Origin of the sequence: Schaalia sp. Marseille-Q2122, assembly GCF_903645355.1 — a bacterium.
Lineage (GTDB): Bacteria > Actinomycetota > Actinomycetes > Actinomycetales > Actinomycetaceae > Pauljensenia.
Genome location: NZ_CAHJXR010000003.1, coordinates 166,944 through 182,509, shown reverse-complemented (window position 1 = coordinate 182,509; position 15,566 = coordinate 166,944). Strand labels below are relative to the sequence as shown.

Below are 15,566 nucleotides of genomic sequence, written 5' to 3'. Positions count from 1 at the left end.
TATTCCTCCGTTTCTTAGTCGTCGGCGCCGATGTAGGCGGCATACTGGGCGACGAGCTTTGCCGCCGAGCGGGTACCAATAAGGGAAACCCCTAGTTTTTCGATCATCCACAAGGTCGCTGGCATCGTGAAGGTGCGCGGCACGCCCGACACCTTCAGCCGCGTATTGGGATTGGTGATATTGGCGCGCATAATGGCCACCTGCGCCTCGGTGGGGAAGCCCTCAGAGCCGGTGGCGGTCTTGACGTAGTCCACCCCCGCGTCCGAGCAGATCCGGGTCAGGCGGGCGATCTCCTCGTCATTGAGGAAGCACACCTCGAAGATGACCTTCGACAGGGCGCGCCCGTAGGTGCGCTCCACGAGGCCTTCAACCTCGCGTCGCACGTAATCATTGTCGCCCTCACGGAGGCGACCAATATTGACCACCATATCCACTGCGGTCGCGCCCAGCTCCAGGCCCTCGTCGATCTCAGCGAATTTCATGGCGGTGGAGGTACAGCCATAGGGGAAAGAGATCGCGGTACCGACGCGCACGTCGCTACCAGCCAGCTCTTCAGCCACCACCGGCGTCCACATGGAGTTTGTGTAGCAAGCAGCCACGCCCGCCTCGCGGGCGGTGCGCGCATGCTGGCGGATATCATCTTCGACGCTGCTTTGCAGGTGCAAGGCCATATCGAAGTGCTTAGCGTATTCCTCAACTGTCAGATTCATGATGTCCCTCCTGGCATCGTTGCCGTCGACCCGCTGAGCAGCCTCATTGCCATGCAGCGGGGTAGGTACTCCACTTGTCGTAGTAGGTGAGGTGGTAGGCGCGTAGCCTCCACCTGGCGGGGGCGCCACCCAGGGGCAGCGCCCAACACAGGATCATGCGGCTTAGGCCTGCCCCTGCGCGGCAGCCATAAACCGACGTTGATAAGAAATGACCTGGTTCGTCGAGGTAAAACGAGCCAGATATTGGGGTTCAGCAGTGACCACCACACGACCAGCCATATCGGCAAACTCCTCTTCAACGAGGAGGCGGTCAATGTCGGGATAGTTCAGCTCACCCTCCATCGAACAGATAATCAGGCGAGTGTCCGGCAGATTCGCCTGCCTGAGCACGCGCAAACAGTGGCGCGCCGAATCCAAACCATCCCCCACAAGGGGAGCGTCGGCGTCACCCTCGTCAACCCTACGAATGTGAAGGATCGACTCAGCCAGGGCACGCACGCTGTGCAACTCCAGGGTGTCCTCGTGGGAAGCCAGGTAGTCGTTGGCCACCATATAGGCGCGCAGATCCTTGAGGAAGGAGTCATCTCCCGTCACCGCGTAGGCCTGCATGAGCCCAGCCATGCGGCTGGTCTGCATCCGCCGGTGACGGACGAAGGCGTTAATGAAGTAGGGCCTGGCCTGCAGAGCCATCTGCGCCTGGTAGGGCTCAAACATGAGGGTGAAGTTCACGCGGAAACCCTCCTCACGCAGTTTGAGCGCCAGGTGATGGCCGCGCATTCGGTCCTCCGTTGTGCCCTGGGAGTAGCGCACATCCAAGCGCTTATCACCCTCAAGGAGCTGACCCACATTGGCAGCATTCACCGGCCCTGTGTGAGGGACCTTAATGACTACGCGCCAGGGAGAGAGGATCTCACGGAAACGCTCGGCTTCTTCCAGGATTGCCCCGAAGTCAGCCTCGAAGGGATTATTGAGCTCAACGGAAATATCCGCCCCCGGGCCAAGGACCCTCCCCAACTCGGCCATGACCTCGTCACGGTCTTTGAAATGGCCGCCCACATTAGCTGTTGGGTCATTGAGGAAGAGGTCGTAGATAATACCGGGATTGCAGGTCAGGTTTGCGACAAAGGGCGCGACGTGGGCGACCTCATAAGGGTTGGCTGAGTCCGCCGAATACAGCACCTTCGTGGGGCGCTCAGTACCGTCAACGTCACAGCTAATATCGCGCACGAGGTCCACGCACACGATGCCCTCACCGTTGAGGCTGAGCGTGCGGCGGAAGCCCGCCGGGGTGTGGCCCTCGGGGGTGGCGAAGTAGGTGACGACCTTTTCGAGTTCAGCACCGACGGTGATACCCGTGGCGTAACGGCGGAAAAGCTCGTAGGTTTCGGGGTCAAGGGGCGTGTCAAGCACGCGGTGGACCATGGTGTCCTTCCCGGTTTTCACGGGAAGAGCAAGGTCGTTGAGGGTGAGGCGCAGAGAGGCTGGTTGGGGGGTGGTGGTCAGACGCATGTGAGTTCTTCCTTTCGGCCGCGCGCCTTTGCGCAGCCGTCATCCCATCGCATTCGCGCATTACTCCTGCTGCTGGGCCAGAGCGTGAATGGCGGCAATCACCCCCATATCCACCATGTCGCGGCCCGCCATCAGCTGATACGGGTCAGAAAGGACGAGGGCGGGCGCGTTGGCCTCCCCCAAGCTGTCCACAACCAGGCGGGCGCCACTGAAGTCATCCTCGCGCGTGTAACCGGCGACCGTGACCAGCAAGGACATGCCCGCAGCGAGGGCGGCTCGGGCGCCCACGCCAGAATCCTCCACAGCTATCGCGTGCTCGGGGGCGATGCCCAAAGCGTTGAGGGCATGAAGGTAGATATCCGGAGCGGGTTTCTTCCGGGGAACAATGTCGCCAGCGAATACGGGGATCTGCTCGGCGACTTCCACACCCACGACCGTGCGGAGCACAGCTTCTACCGACGCCTGAGCGGAGGTCGACGCAACAGCGACATGCCAGCCGACGGCGAGGGCCTCGTCAATGAGGCGGGCGACACCGGGGCGCGGCGGGACCTTCCCCTCGGCGACGAGGTTTTGGAAGATGCGGGATTTGCGGGCGTGGAGGCTGCGGATCAAGGTGTCACGATCGAGGGCAGAGGCGGCGGGGTCACTGCTGGTGACTGCGCCGGCGCTGGCAGGCTTGGCGCTGGAGGGCCTGGCGCTGGAGGGCCTGGCGCTGGCGGCGCCCTCGTGATCGCCTTTTTTCCCAGACGCACGCAGGAGCTCGGGGGTAAGCACATGACCGATGCGTTCTTTCCCCCCACCAATCGTGACAAGCTCGCCGTAAAAGCCTGCATCCCAGTGAATGGGCAGGCCAGCCTCGCTGAAGGCCGCGTTGAAGGCGACGCGGTGTCCGTCACGTTCGGTGTCAGCCAGGACGCCATCACAGTCAAAGATGAGCGCGCGGACCTGCGCCTGCTTCCGCACCGTGGTCATTGCGCACCCCCTGGAATCGCGCCGCAACTTCCAAAAAGAGCAAGATGCTCGGCAACGGTCCCCGCCACACGCTGTTCGATCTGGGCAAGGATCGGCAGGGGTTCCACGCGACCGTAGGCGCGCGCTTCAGCGCTGACATCCACCAGTGCATCCAGGAAGGAATGTTTCAGGGCGGTCGAGACGTTGATCTTACTGACGCCGGCAGCGATGAAGCTGGCGAAGTCCTCCGGGCTGAGCCCCGTGCCGCCATGGAGGACGATGGGTAGGCTGGTCATCGTGCGCAGCCTGCGTACTCGTTCAGGCAGGAGGGCGGGCCGCCCCTTATAGAGGCCGTGTGCCGTACCCAACTGCGGGGCAATCATGTCGACGCCCGTTTCCTGGGCGACCGTCACGAGTTCTTCGTCGCTGTAGGCATGGACGATGACGTCGCTCCCGACGCCGTCCTCGACGCCGACGATGTTTTCGATCTCGGACTCGACGTGGGCGCCGCGCTGATGGGCGTGGGCGGCGACTGCGGCGGTAAGTTCGCGGGCTTGTGGCAGGTCGTAGCTGGAGGCGTCAAAGAGGACCGAGGACCAACCGGCATCAATGACCTCCATGGCATAGGTGGGGTCGGGGCAGTGGTCGAGATGAAGGGAAAGCGGCACATCAACGCTCGTGGCTGCGGCGGAGAACATGTCCGCGACGAGTTCTGCCCCGATAGCTTTGGCGGTGCGCACGGAGATCTGGATGATTACCGGGGAGCGCTGCTCCTGGGCGGCTCTGGCCACAGCGCGCAGGCTCAGGTCATCGAAGACATTGAAGGCGCCAACGGCGTAGCCCTGTTCTTGAGCTGCGGTGACGATATCCAGGGTTGAGGCTTTCATCATTCTCCCAAGGGCAGAGGGCGGCAGTGATGTGGCCCTCATCCTAACACCATCCCCTAGACTGGTCTATACCAGACTGCGCTTCGATGCGGTAAGACGGCGACGGAGGAAAAGCGCCCCACGCAAGCTCACGCTGGGCAGCCCTTTGTCAGACAGCCCATCGCCCTCACACATCAGCAACTCTTACAACAAGAACAGGAATACAAGCAAAAAAAGGGGGCGGGGTTCTCGCTCCTCACACACGGTGAGTAACGAGAACCCCGCCCCTTAGCCTATTCAGCCTCAGCTACGGAAAGGCATCCCGAAGTCGATACTGCCCAGGGCGTTGAGGAAGTCCTCGGACACCTCGCCATCCTGGAAGTCCATCTCCGAGTAGTTAGAGTTCGCCATCGCCTCAGCGGTGGGCTCCACCAGCACGCGGTTGTAACGTGCCAGACCCGTACCAGCCGGGATGAGCTTACCGAGGATGACATTCTCCTTCAGACCCAGCAGAGCATCCGACTTGCCGTTCATCGCAGCCTCAGTCAGAACCTTCGTGGTCTCCTGGAAGGACGCGGCAGACAGCCACGAATCGGTAGCCAGCGAAGCCTTGGTGATACCCATGAGCATCTGACGTGCAGAAGCGGGCTGGCCACCCTCAGCAGCAACCTTACGGTTCTGCGTCAGGTAAGCCATACGGTCAACCAGCTCACCAGGCATGAAGTTCGTGTCGCCAGGCTCAAGGATGGTGACCTTGCGCAGCATCTGGCGAACGATCACCTCAATGTGCTTGGAGTGGATACCCACACCCTGATCGCGGTAGACCTTCTGCACCTCGTCCACAAGCTGCTTCTGAGCCACATTGCGGCCCATAATGCGCAGAACTTCCTTGGGATCAAGCTGGCCTTCGGTCAGCGGAGTGCCCGCCTCAATGTGCTCACCCTCAGAAACCAGCAGCTTCTGGCGGCGCGACACCTCAATGACCAGATCCTCCTTACCATCATCACGGGTAATCACCACGCGACGGATTGCAGGATCATCATCGTCAATGTGGACGCGGCCAGCGGCCTCGTTCATCTTGGCCTCAGCCTTAGGTGTACGGGCTTCGAAGAGCTCTTGCACACGCGGCAGACCCTGGGTGATGTCAGCAGCCGAAGCAGCACCACCGGTGTGGAAGGTACGCATCGTCAGCTGCGTACCAGGCTCACCAATGGACTGAGCAGCAATAATGCCAACAGCCTCACCGATGTCAACCTGCTTACCGGTTGCCAGAGAGCGGCCGTAGCAGGTGGCACAGGTGCCAACCTGAGATTCACAGGTCAGGACCGAACGGCAGTGAACCTCAGCAACACCTGCAGCCACAAGCTCAGCCAGGAGCTGGTCGCCCAGGTCGGTGCCAGCAGGAGCAACAACAGTGCCATCCTCAGCCACAGCGTCGCGCGAAAGTGTACGAGCGTAAGCCGTGGTTTCGTTGGTCTCCAACGCAACCCAGGTGCCGTCCTCGTTCTTTTCAGCGATCTGAATCTTCAGACCACCGCGGGTACCACAGTCGGCCTCGCGGACGATGACATCCTGCGACACGTCAACCAGACGACGGGTCAGGTAACCCGACTCTGCCGTACGCAAAGCGGTATCGGCCAGACCCTTACGGGCACCGTGGGTCGCGATGAAGTACTCCAGAACCGTCAGGCCCTCACGGTAGTTGGACTTAATCGGACGCTCGATGAGCTTCTGCTTCGGGTCAGACACCAGGCCGCGCATACCAGCCAGCTGCTGGACCTGCGACCAGTTACCACGAGCACCTGAGGACACCATGCGGAACACAGTGTTGCGCTCATCGAAATTCGCCTTCATGTCGGCTGCGACCTCTTCGGTGCACTTCAGCCACAGATCCACGAGTTCGTCGTAGCGAGACTGCTCAACGATCAAACCCATGTCGAATTGCTCTTGAATCTCAGCAGCACGATCCTCATAACGAGCCAGAATCTCTTCCTTACGGGGAGAGGCCTGAATGTCCGAGAAGGCGATGGTGATGCCCGACCACGTCGCCCAGTGGAAGCCGGCAGCCTTCAGAGCATCGAGGCATTCTGCGGCCAAAACATTGGGGTAACGCTCAGTCAAGTTGTTGACAATCGTCCCCAACTGCTTCTTACCGACAACCTCGTTAACGTAGGGGTAGTCGATCGGCAAAGTCTCGTTGAAGATGGTGCGGCCCAGGGAGGTGACCAGGGTGATCGGATCGCCCTCAGCCCACCCCTCCGGAGCTCCCCAGCCCTCAGGAGCAACAATGTCGGTGAAGCGGATGCGAGCCTTGGCATTCAGGTGCAGATCACCATTATCGAAAGCCATACGAGCCTCGGCGGCGGAGGTGAAGGAAGGAATCACCTCGTTACCCTCAGCGTCAACCTCAACCTCAACCGTCGGATCAGGCTCAGAGGTCAGGTGGAACAGACCAATAATCATGTCCTGCGAGGGCATTGCCACGGGTCGGCCATCGGAAGGCTTGAGAATGTTATTGGTCGAGAGCATGAGGATACGGGCCTCAGCCTGAGCCTCAGCGCCCAGGGGCAGGTGAACTGCCATCTGGTCACCGTCAAAGTCGGCGTTGAAAGCGGCACAAACCAGCGGGTGAAGCTGGATGGCCTTACCTTCAATGAGCTGAGGCTCGAAAGCCTGAATACCCAGACGGTGCAGCGTAGGTGCACGGTTGAGCAGCACAGGATGCTCGCGGATCACATCGTCAAGAACGTCCCACACCTCAGGACGCTGGCGCTCAACCTTACGCTTAGCAGCCTTCACGTTCTGGGCGAAGTTCTTCTCAACGAGGCGCTTCATGACGAAGGGCTTGAAGAGCTCCAGAGCCATCTGCTTGGGCAGACCACACTGGTGGAGCTTGAGCTGCGGACCAACCACGATGACCGAACGGCCCGAGTAGTCAACGCGCTTACCCAGCAGGTTCTGACGGAAACGACCCTGCTTACCCTTGAGCATGTCCGAGATGGACTTCAAGGGACGGTTACCGGGGCCCGCGACAGGGCGGCCGCGGCGGCCGTTATCGAAGAGGGCGTCCACAGACTCCTGGAGCATACGCTTTTCGTTGTTGACGATGATCTCAGGAGCGCCCAGCTCAAGCAGACGCTTGAGGCGGGTGTTGCGGTTGATGACACGACGGTACAGGTCGTTGAGGTCCGAGGTCGCGAAGCGGCCACCATCAAGCTGCACCATGGGGCGCAGATCCGGCGGGATCACCGGAATGGTGGTCAGAACCATCGACTCAGGCGCATTGCCGGTAGCAACGAAAGCGTTAATGACCTTGAGGCGCTTGATGGCGCGGGTCTTACGCGGGCCCGTTTCGGAGGCAATCACACGGCGGAGGTTCTCCACCTCGCCCTCAATGTCGAAGTTCTGCAGGCGCTTCTGGATGGCGGCAGCGCCCATATCACCCTTGAAGTAGGTGCCATAGCGCAGCATCATCGAACGGTAGAGGCGCTCATCGCCCTCAAGGTCACCGACCTTGAGGTCCTTGAAACGCTCCCACACAGCCTCCAGGTGCTCCATGTCAGCTTCGAAACGACGGCGGATCTGAGCCATTTCACGCTCAGCAGCCTTGCGTTCCTTCTCGCGCTCAGCGGGCTTAGCACCCTCGGCCTCAAGCTGGGCCACGGTTGCCTCGGCGCGCTCGGCGCGAGCGTTCAAAGCGGTGTTCATCTGGTTCTCAAGGTGGCCCTTTTCCACCTCAAGCTCACCGCGCAGGTCGGCGAGGTCCTCGTCGCGGCCCTTTTCGTCAACCTCGGTGATCATGTAGGCGGCGAAGTAGATGACCTTCTCCAGGTCCTTCGGAGCCAGGTTCAGCACGTAGCCCAGACGAGAGGGCACGCCCTTGAAGTACCAAATGTGGGTGACGGGGGCAGCCAGGTCAATGTGACCCATGCGCTCACGGCGAACCTTCGAGCGGGTAACCTCCACGCCACACTTTTCACAGACAATGCCCTTGTAGCGGACACGCTTGTACTTACCGCAAGCACACTCCCAGTCGCGGGTGGGACCGAAAATCTGCTCGCCGAAAAGGCCGTCACGCTCGGGCTTGAGCGTACGGTAGTTGATGGTTTCAGGCTTCTTGACCTCACCGTGAGACCAGCCTGCGATGTCCTCAGAGGTCGCAAGGGTGATCCGGAGGGAGTCGAACGTCTTGGCGTCCAGCAAAGTCTTTGCTCCTTATCAGATCGTGTCGATGGTCGCCGCAGCGTTCGGGCGGGCATCCAAAGAGACGCCCAGATCCTCGCGCGCATTGAAGTCATCGTCTTCATCCTTGAGGTCGATCGTGTTGCCGACAGCGTCGAGAGCTTCGACGTTCAGGCACAGCGAACGCATTTCCTGGATGAGAACTCGGAAGGACTCGGGAATACCGGGCTCGGGAATATCCTCGCCCTTAACGATGGCCTCGTAGACCTTGACACGACCGGTGGTGTCATCGGACTTGATGGTCAGCAGCTCCTGAAGGGCGTAGGCAGCACCATAAGCCTCCAGGGCCCACACTTCCATTTCACCGAAACGCTGGCCACCGAACTGGGCCTTACCACCCAGGGGCTGCTGCGTAATCATGGAGTACGGGCCTGTGGAGCGTGCATGAATCTTGTCATCAACAAGGTGGTGCAGCTTGAGCATGTAGGCGTAGCCCACAGCAATGGGGTACGGGAAGGGTTCACCGGAACGCCCGTCGAAGAGGATGGCCTTCCCCTCGTCGTTGGTGAGGTGCTCACCGTCGCGGGTGGGGTTGACCGAGCGCAGCAGACCTGCGAGTTCGTCGGCCTCAAGACCGTCAAAAACGGGGGTAGCAACCAGCGAACGAGGCTCTGCCTTCACACCGTTTTCGGGCAAGAAACGAGTCCACTCTTCGCCAGCCTCAACAGCGGCAGTGGCGTCCCACCCCTGGCTGGCTAGCCAACCAAGGTGGTATTCGAGCACCTGGCCGACGTTCATACGGCCGGGGACACCCAGAGGGTTGAGGATAATGTCAACCGGGGTGCCATCAGCGAGGAAGGGCATATCCTCCACGGGCAGAATCTTAGAAACAACACCCTTATTACCGTGGCGACCAGCCATCTTGTCACCGATGGTGATCTTGCGGCGCTGGGCCACGTACACGCGCACGGTCTGGCGCACGCCGGGGGTCAGGTCGTCCTCGTCATCGTTGAACTCGCGCACGCCGATGACGATGCCCTCTTGACCGTGAGGGACACGCAGGGAGGTGTCGCGCACCTCGCGTGCCTTCTCACCGAAGATGGCGCGCAGAAGACGCTCTTCGGAGGTGAGTTCAGTCTCGCCCTTGGGGGTGACCTTACCGACGAGGATGTCACCGGCGGTGACCTCGGCGCCAATACGGATGATGCCGCGCTCGTCCAGGTCAGCGAGGGATTCTTCCGAGACATTGGGGATGTCGCGGGTAATCTCTTCTTCACCGAGCTTGGTTTCGCGGGCGTCAACCTCGTACTCCTCGATGTGGATGGAGGTGAGGATGTCCTCTTCCACAACGCGGCGCGACAGGATGATGGCGTCCTCGAAGTTCAGGCCTTCCCAGGACATGTAGGCCACGAGGAGGTTCTTACCCAGAGCCACTTCACCATTGTCGGTGGCGGGGCCGTCAGCGAGGACGTCACCTGCTTCCACGCGGTCGCCCTCGTCAACGATGACACGCTGGTTGGTGCAGTTACCGGGGTTGGAGCGTTCGAACTTCTCCAGGCGGTAGGAGTCGCGGCCTCCCTCGTCGGTGGTGACAACAATGAGGTCAGCGGAAACCTCGGTGACCACGCCGGAACGGGAGGCGAGAACCATTTCACCGGAGTCGGTGGCGGCGCGGCGTTCCATACCGGTACCAACGAGGGGCGCCTCGGTAGTGAGCAGCGGCACGGCCTGACGCTGCATGTTCGCGCCCATAAGGGCTCGGTTCGCGTCGTCGTGCTCAAGGAAGGGAATGAAGGCGGTCGCGACAGACACCATCTGACGTGCAGAGACGTCCATGTAATCCACGCGGTCGCGAGCAATCAGCGAGGGATCCTCACCGGCCACACGGCACAGAACGAACTCTTCAGCGAAGGAACCATCAGGGTTCACCGGCGAAGAAGCCTGAGCGATGTAGTGAGTGAATTCGTCGTCGGCGGTCAGGTAAGCAACCTCGTTAGTCACCTTGCCGTCGCGCACCACACGGTAGGGAGTCTCGATGAAACCAAAGGGGTTGATGCGTGCGAAGGTTGCGAGCGAACCAATCAGACCAATGTTGGGACCTTCAGGGGTTTCAATCGGGCACATACGGCCGTAGTGCGAGGGGTGAACGTCACGCACTTCCATGCCGGCGCGATCACGGGACAGACCACCGGGACCCAAGGCCGACAGGCGACGCTTGTGCGTCAGGCCAGCCAGGGGGTTGTTCTGGTCCATGAACTGCGACAGCTGCGAGGTGCCGAAGAACTCCTTGATCGCGGCCACAACGGGACGGATGTTGATCAGCGACTGGGGCGTGATGGCGTCAGCGTCCTGCGTGGTCATGCGTTCACGGACGGTGCGCTCCATACGGGACAGGCCGGTACGGACCTGAGCTTGGATAAGCTCACCCACAGCGCGGATACGACGGTTGCCGAAGTGGTCAATGTCGTCGGTTTCGACGCGGACCTGCACGGGCTCTCCATTGCGGACGCCAGCGAAGGTCTTGTCACCCTTGTGCAGTGCCAGCAGGTACTTGATGGTGGCGACGATATCTTCCAGGGACAGGACCGAGGCCTTGGGGTCGGCTTCAATACCCAGCTTCTTGTTGATCTTGTAGCGGCCAACCTTTGCCAGGTCGTAGCGCTTGGAATCAAAGTAGAAGTTGTTGAGCAGCACTTGGGCGGCTTCAACGTTGGCGGGTTCACCCGGGCGCAGCTTGCGGTACACGTCCTGCAGAGCGGCTTCCTGGGTGTCGACGGTATCCTTCTCCAGGGTTTCCAGCAGGACGGGGTAGTCCGCGAACTCGGCGCGGATTTCGCCCTCGGTCATGCCGATGGCCTTGAGGAAGTGGGTGACGGACTGCTTACGCTTGCGGTCAATACGTACGCCCACAGAGTCGCGCTTGTCGATCTCGAACTCAAGCCAGGCGCCGCGGCTGGGGATAATACGGGCACCGAAAGTGTCCTTATCCGAGGTGCGGTCCGAGGCGCGTTCGAAGTAAACGCCGGGGGAACGGACGAGCTGGGACACAACCACGCGCTCGGTGCCGTTAATAATGAAGGTGCCGCGAGGGGTCATCAGGGGGAAGTCACCCATGAAGACGGTCTGCGACTTAATTTCGCCGGTGTCGTAGTTCATGAACTCGGCGGTGACGTACATTGGGGCCGAATAGGTGTAATCCTTCACCTTCGCTTCGTCCACCGTGTACTTGGGCTTTTCAAGGCGGTAATCACGGAACGACAGTTCCATGGTCTCTGCGAGGTCCTTAATCGGGGAGATCTCGGCAAAGATTTCTTCCAAGCCCGAAATGTCGGGCACGTCAACGCGACCATCAGCCTTTGCGGCTTCAACTCGCGCCTTCCACGCGTCGTTACCCAGCAGCCAATCGAAGCTTTCCATCTGCAAGCCCAGCAGGTTCGGCGCCTGCAAAGGCTCAGAAAGCTTAGCGAAAGAAATGCGGGTGTGGGACTGGTTGGCAGTAGTACTGGCAGCCAAAAGGGGTCCTTCCCTGCGAAAACTTTTCAGCGCGGACACGCCTACGGCCCCTAACTGACGGGTACCTATATTTGCTCGGCGCTGTTTACGGCAAAATGGGTACAGGTCACCTCGGGCACACTGAGGCGCAACTATTCATCATAGGCAAGCCGCCGCGCGGATTGTAGGGAGTCTGGGGCGGTGTGCTCAGATTCACTCTTGGGCCGCCGCAGGAGCCTCGTCAGACCGAAGGCAAAGACCCAGGACCACAGCTTATGGGAGGGGCGTTGCAGTTTCTGGGGGCTATGCGGTGTGCAAACTACAACGCAGTGTGTAAAAGCAGGGCAGGCAGCAACGCAGTGTGTAAAAGCAGGGCAGGCAGTAACGCAGTGTGGAAAGCAGATGGGGCCACCGCCCCAGTCAAACCGCCCACTCAAAGCACCCGCCCTCGCCGCCAGCCGCGCCCCCAACCCGCCCTCGCTCCCCAACCCGCCCATGGGAGGGGCGTTGCAGTTTCTGGGGCTATACGGTGTGCAAACTACAACGCAGTGTGTAAAAGCAGGGCAGGCAGCAACGCGGTGTGTAAAAGCAGATGGGGCCCGCACGCCACCGCGTGCAGACCCCACCTATGCCATCACAGCTCAGAAATAGGAAACCGAAAAGCGCTGAGCAGATGACGCCTCTCAGACCGGCCAACCCTCCTTACGCCAGGCCGCATCCCAGAACATCCACTCATAGCGCGAGGCCGTCGCGTAGGCCTCGTGCATGCGGGCACGCTCCTCAGCCGAGGCGCGCTCACCCAGGCGGTCGACAATGTCACGGGCGTGACGCACGGACTGGGCGAACTCCTCGTCGGCGTACATGCCAATCCAATCCCCGTAGTTGTGGCCCTCCAGGTCACCGGCGCTGGCCAACAGGTGCTGGCCGACCTCCTGGTAGATCCAAAAACACGGCAGCACGGCGGCAGTAGCCACACCATAGGAGCCAGACTCAAGGCAACCCAGCAGGAAAGAGGTGTAGGCGCGGCAGGTGGGGCTCATCGGAGTCTTCGCCTCAAGGTCCACATGCGAGGCGTGCAGCTGGCGCTCCACCACAATGGCCGTACGCGCCGACTCCACCCAAAACAGCAGGTCATCAGGGTTATCGCAGCGAGTGGCCAAGCCTGCCAGGACCCGCGCATACTCGCCCAAATACAGGCCATCCTGGGCCATGTAGTAAGTGAAAGTCTCACGAGGCAGGCTACCGTCGCCAAGCCCGGTGACGAAAGGATGTTCAGTGATCGCCTGGTACACGTCGGTGGTGTTATCCCAGAGTTCATCGGTGAAAGTCATGGGAGGCCCCTTTCAAAGGATCAAGAAGGAAGGAAGGTCAGCGGAAGGTGCGCGGTGCGATCTCAGGGAAAGCCAGGGTGGTGGCCTCGGCGTTCTGAGCGGCCGACCACAGTTCGTAGAAGTGCTGGACAGGCCCGTGTCCGTGTCCAAGATCGAGGCTGTCCACCGCCCCAATCGCGCCCGTCAGGTAGCGCTTGGCGCGGGCGACGGCCTCGTACCACGAGGGAGAGGCCGGACGCAGGGCGGCGATCGCGCTCGAAAGACTGCACCCCGTGCCGTGCGTATTGCAGGTCGCCACGCGCGCCGAGGTGATAAGGCTGATGCCATCGGCGTCGGCATACACGTCCGTCGCAACATCATCAAGGTGCCCGCCCTTGACAATCACCCGCCGCACTCCCAGATCCAGCAGAGCCTGATCCTGGTCGCACAGATCATCAGGAGTAGTGGCCACCGCGCAGTCAAGGAGCACGGCAGCCTCGGCCATATTCGGCGTGATGAGGTCTACCTGTGTGCACAGTTCACGCACGGCCTCGATGGCATCAGGAGCCAGCAGTGGATCCCCCGAGGTTGCCACCATCACCGGATCAAGGACCACATTGGTCAGGCGCGGCAGGTACTCCCCCACTGCCTGAGCCAGGTCACGACTGGCGAGCATCCCCACCTTCGTCGCATCCGGCGTGATGTCATCAAGCAAAGTGTCGAGCTGAGCGCGCACAAAATCTACTGGCACGGCATGCACACCCATCACGCCCTTCGTCGACTGGGCGGTCAGGGCCGTAATGACCGTCATGGCATAAGCGCCGCAGGCACTCATAGCTTTCAGGTCAGCTTGGATGCCCGCCCCGCCCGACGGGTCAGAGCCAGCAATAGACAATACGCGGGGGATACTCATTGGGCGTCCTCCTGAGAGCGGTCAGAGTGGTTCTTCAACGCGCGGCCACGCTGCCACTGCTCCAGCAGCGTGCGCGAGGCCGCCTCCGCATCCGGCGCGCAGCAGATCGCCGACACCACGGCAGCACCATCAATATGCGACTGACCCAAGGGCGCCATGTCGGCCTCGCCAATCCCACCGATAGCAACGGCTGGCAGGCTGCTCATCGCGGCGCGCTCGCTCACGCCCTCAACCCCGAAAGCCTCGGGGCATCTTCCTTCGTAGCGGTAGCGCGCACCGTCGCAATCCCGATGTAATCGACGACGCCGGACTCCTCAGCGAGGCGAATCTCCTCCGGGGTGGAGGCCGACAAGCCAAGGATCGCGTCGGCGCCGATCATCTGACGGACGAGGCCTGCGGCCAGGTCACTTTGGCCGACATGCACGCCAGCGACCGCCGCTCCCTGGGCGCGGGCAGCGAGGAAGACGTCGACGCGGTCATTAATAATGACCGGGACCTTGGCTCCGACGGCCTGGCAGACCTGCATCGTCAGGTCAAGGAAATCCTTAGCCTGATTGTCCTTCTCACGCAGTTGTACGCAGGTCACTCCCCCGTCAACGGCAGCGATGACGGTGTCGAGGATGCTGCGGCCCGCCCCTTCGCACAGATCGTGATCGGTCACAAGGTAGAGGGCGAGGGCGTTCACTGGGCCGCTCCCGTGGGGGTAGCTTCACCAGCGCTGATCTGTTCAACGGTGACGGACACAGCGTCAAGATCGGCGTCGCTCACAGCAGCGAGCTCGTCAAGGAAGTACACGCCAAAAGTGCCCGGACCTGTGCAGCGAGCAGCAGCGTTTTCCGAGGCCGCAGCGTACATGACGTGGGCGGCAACCACGCCAGAGAGGGGGTCGGCGGCCGTGGAGGCTGCAGCGCCAATAAGTGCGCCGAGGGCGCAACCTGCCCCCCGTCACCTTGGTCAGCAGGGCTGAGCCACCGGCTACCCGCACGAGCGTGTCACCTTGGACGATGGCGTCAACCTCGCCGGAGATGGCAACGATCGACCCGTAGGCGTCAGAGAGGGCCTGAGCTGCGAGGATCGCCGCATCCACCGAGTCGGCAGAGTCAACACCCCGGCCACCTGCGCCCTCACCAGCGAGGGCAATAATCTCCGACGCATTGCCCCGAATGACGGTCGGCCAGTGTGCGAGGAGTTCCTTCGCCAGGGCGGTGCGCACCGGCAGGAGGCCGACAGCGACCGGATCAAGAACCCAGGTGCGGCCGGCCTCGTGAGCTGAGGGGGCTGCTTCGAGGGCGGCCTGACGCTGCTCTGGCGTGGGGGTGCCGAGGTTAATGAGGGTGGCGTTGGCGACCCCGGCGAAAAGCCCGGCCTCACCAACAATGTCGACCATAGCGGGAGCGGCGCCGACTGCGAGCAAGAGGTTAGCGGTGTAGTTTGTGACAACCGAGTTGGTGATACAGCCGACCAGCGGCGATTTTTCACGGATTTCGGCGGAAATTTGGCGGGCAGGAACCAATGTCACCATAAGGACATCCCTTCGTCAGCATTATCTGAAGCAGGTTCAACGGGTGTTTTCTCAGCGCACGCCTCTTCTGTGTGGCGTGGCACCCCGTGTCACAGGAATGAGTGTAACAGA

8 protein-coding genes, 3 pseudogenes and 1 riboswitch are annotated in these 15,566 nt (G+C 61.3%); all 11 genes and pseudogenes read right to left on the bottom strand.

Translation table 11 applies throughout. From position 1 onward, the window contains the following. Positions 1 to 14 precede the first annotated feature (14 nt). Complete coding sequence (gene deoC, locus HWX48_RS03285) at positions 15 to 710, bottom strand: deoxyribose-phosphate aldolase (protein WP_175954623.1); 696 nt, start codon at positions 708 to 710, stop codon at positions 15 to 17. 162 nt (positions 711 to 872) lie between these two features. Next, positions 873 to 2,219 (bottom strand): transaldolase family protein, encoded by a 1,347-nt coding sequence (locus HWX48_RS03280; RefSeq protein WP_175954621.1) that lies wholly within the window; start codon positions 2,217 to 2,219, stop codon positions 873 to 875. Between the two features lie 60 nt (positions 2,220 to 2,279). Then, positions 2,280 to 3,191, bottom strand: a complete 912-nt coding sequence (locus HWX48_RS03275; protein WP_175954619.1) for an HAD-IA family hydrolase — start codon at positions 3,189 to 3,191, stop codon at positions 2,280 to 2,282. Beyond that, positions 3,188 to 4,060 carry a class II fructose-bisphosphate aldolase gene (locus tag HWX48_RS03270; protein ID WP_217701578.1) on the bottom strand — a complete coding sequence of 291 codons (873 nt, stop codon included), beginning with the start codon at positions 4,058 to 4,060 and terminating at the stop codon, positions 3,188 to 3,190. The genes HWX48_RS03275 and HWX48_RS03270 overlap by 4 nt, the downstream gene beginning before the upstream one ends. Before the next feature lie 279 nt (positions 4,061 to 4,339). After that, the gene (locus HWX48_RS03265; RefSeq protein ID WP_175954617.1) at positions 4,340 to 8,239 is read right to left on the bottom strand and encodes a DNA-directed RNA polymerase subunit beta'; all 3,900 of its coding nucleotides are present in this window, start codon (positions 8,237 to 8,239) and stop codon (positions 4,340 to 4,342) included. 15 nt (positions 8,240 to 8,254) lie between these two features. Next, positions 8,255 to 11,731, bottom strand: coding sequence for a DNA-directed RNA polymerase subunit beta (rpoB, locus tag HWX48_RS03260; RefSeq protein WP_175954615.1), 3,477 nt, complete (start codon positions 11,729 to 11,731; stop codon positions 8,255 to 8,257). A gap of 662 nt (positions 11,732 to 12,393) precedes the next feature. After that, a complete protein-coding gene (tenA, locus tag HWX48_RS03255) occupies positions 12,394 to 13,041 on the bottom strand; it encodes a thiaminase II (RefSeq protein ID WP_175954612.1) in 648 nt (215 codons plus the stop codon). A 37-nt stretch (positions 13,042 to 13,078) separates the two neighbouring features. Next, the gene (gene thiD, locus HWX48_RS03250; RefSeq protein WP_175954611.1) at positions 13,079 to 13,933 is read right to left on the bottom strand and encodes a bifunctional hydroxymethylpyrimidine kinase/phosphomethylpyrimidine kinase; all 855 of its coding nucleotides are present in this window, start codon (positions 13,931 to 13,933) and stop codon (positions 13,079 to 13,081) included. After that, positions 13,930 to 14,594: pseudogene (gene thiE, locus HWX48_RS03245) on the bottom strand (thiamine phosphate synthase). Before thiE ends, thiD begins: the two are co-directional and overlap by 4 nt. Before the next feature lie 161 nt (positions 14,595 to 14,755). Continuing rightward, positions 14,756 to 14,848, bottom strand: a pseudogene (locus HWX48_RS11405) (hypothetical protein); the annotation flags it as partial. Positions 14,849 to 14,936: 88 nt separating this feature from the next. Beyond that, positions 14,937 to 15,455 (bottom strand): annotated as a pseudogene (locus HWX48_RS11400) (hydroxyethylthiazole kinase); the annotation flags it as partial. Continuing rightward, a riboswitch (TPP riboswitch) is annotated at positions 15,446 to 15,552 on the bottom strand. It overlaps the preceding pseudogene by 10 nt. Between the last annotated feature and the right edge of the window lie 14 nt (positions 15,553 to 15,566).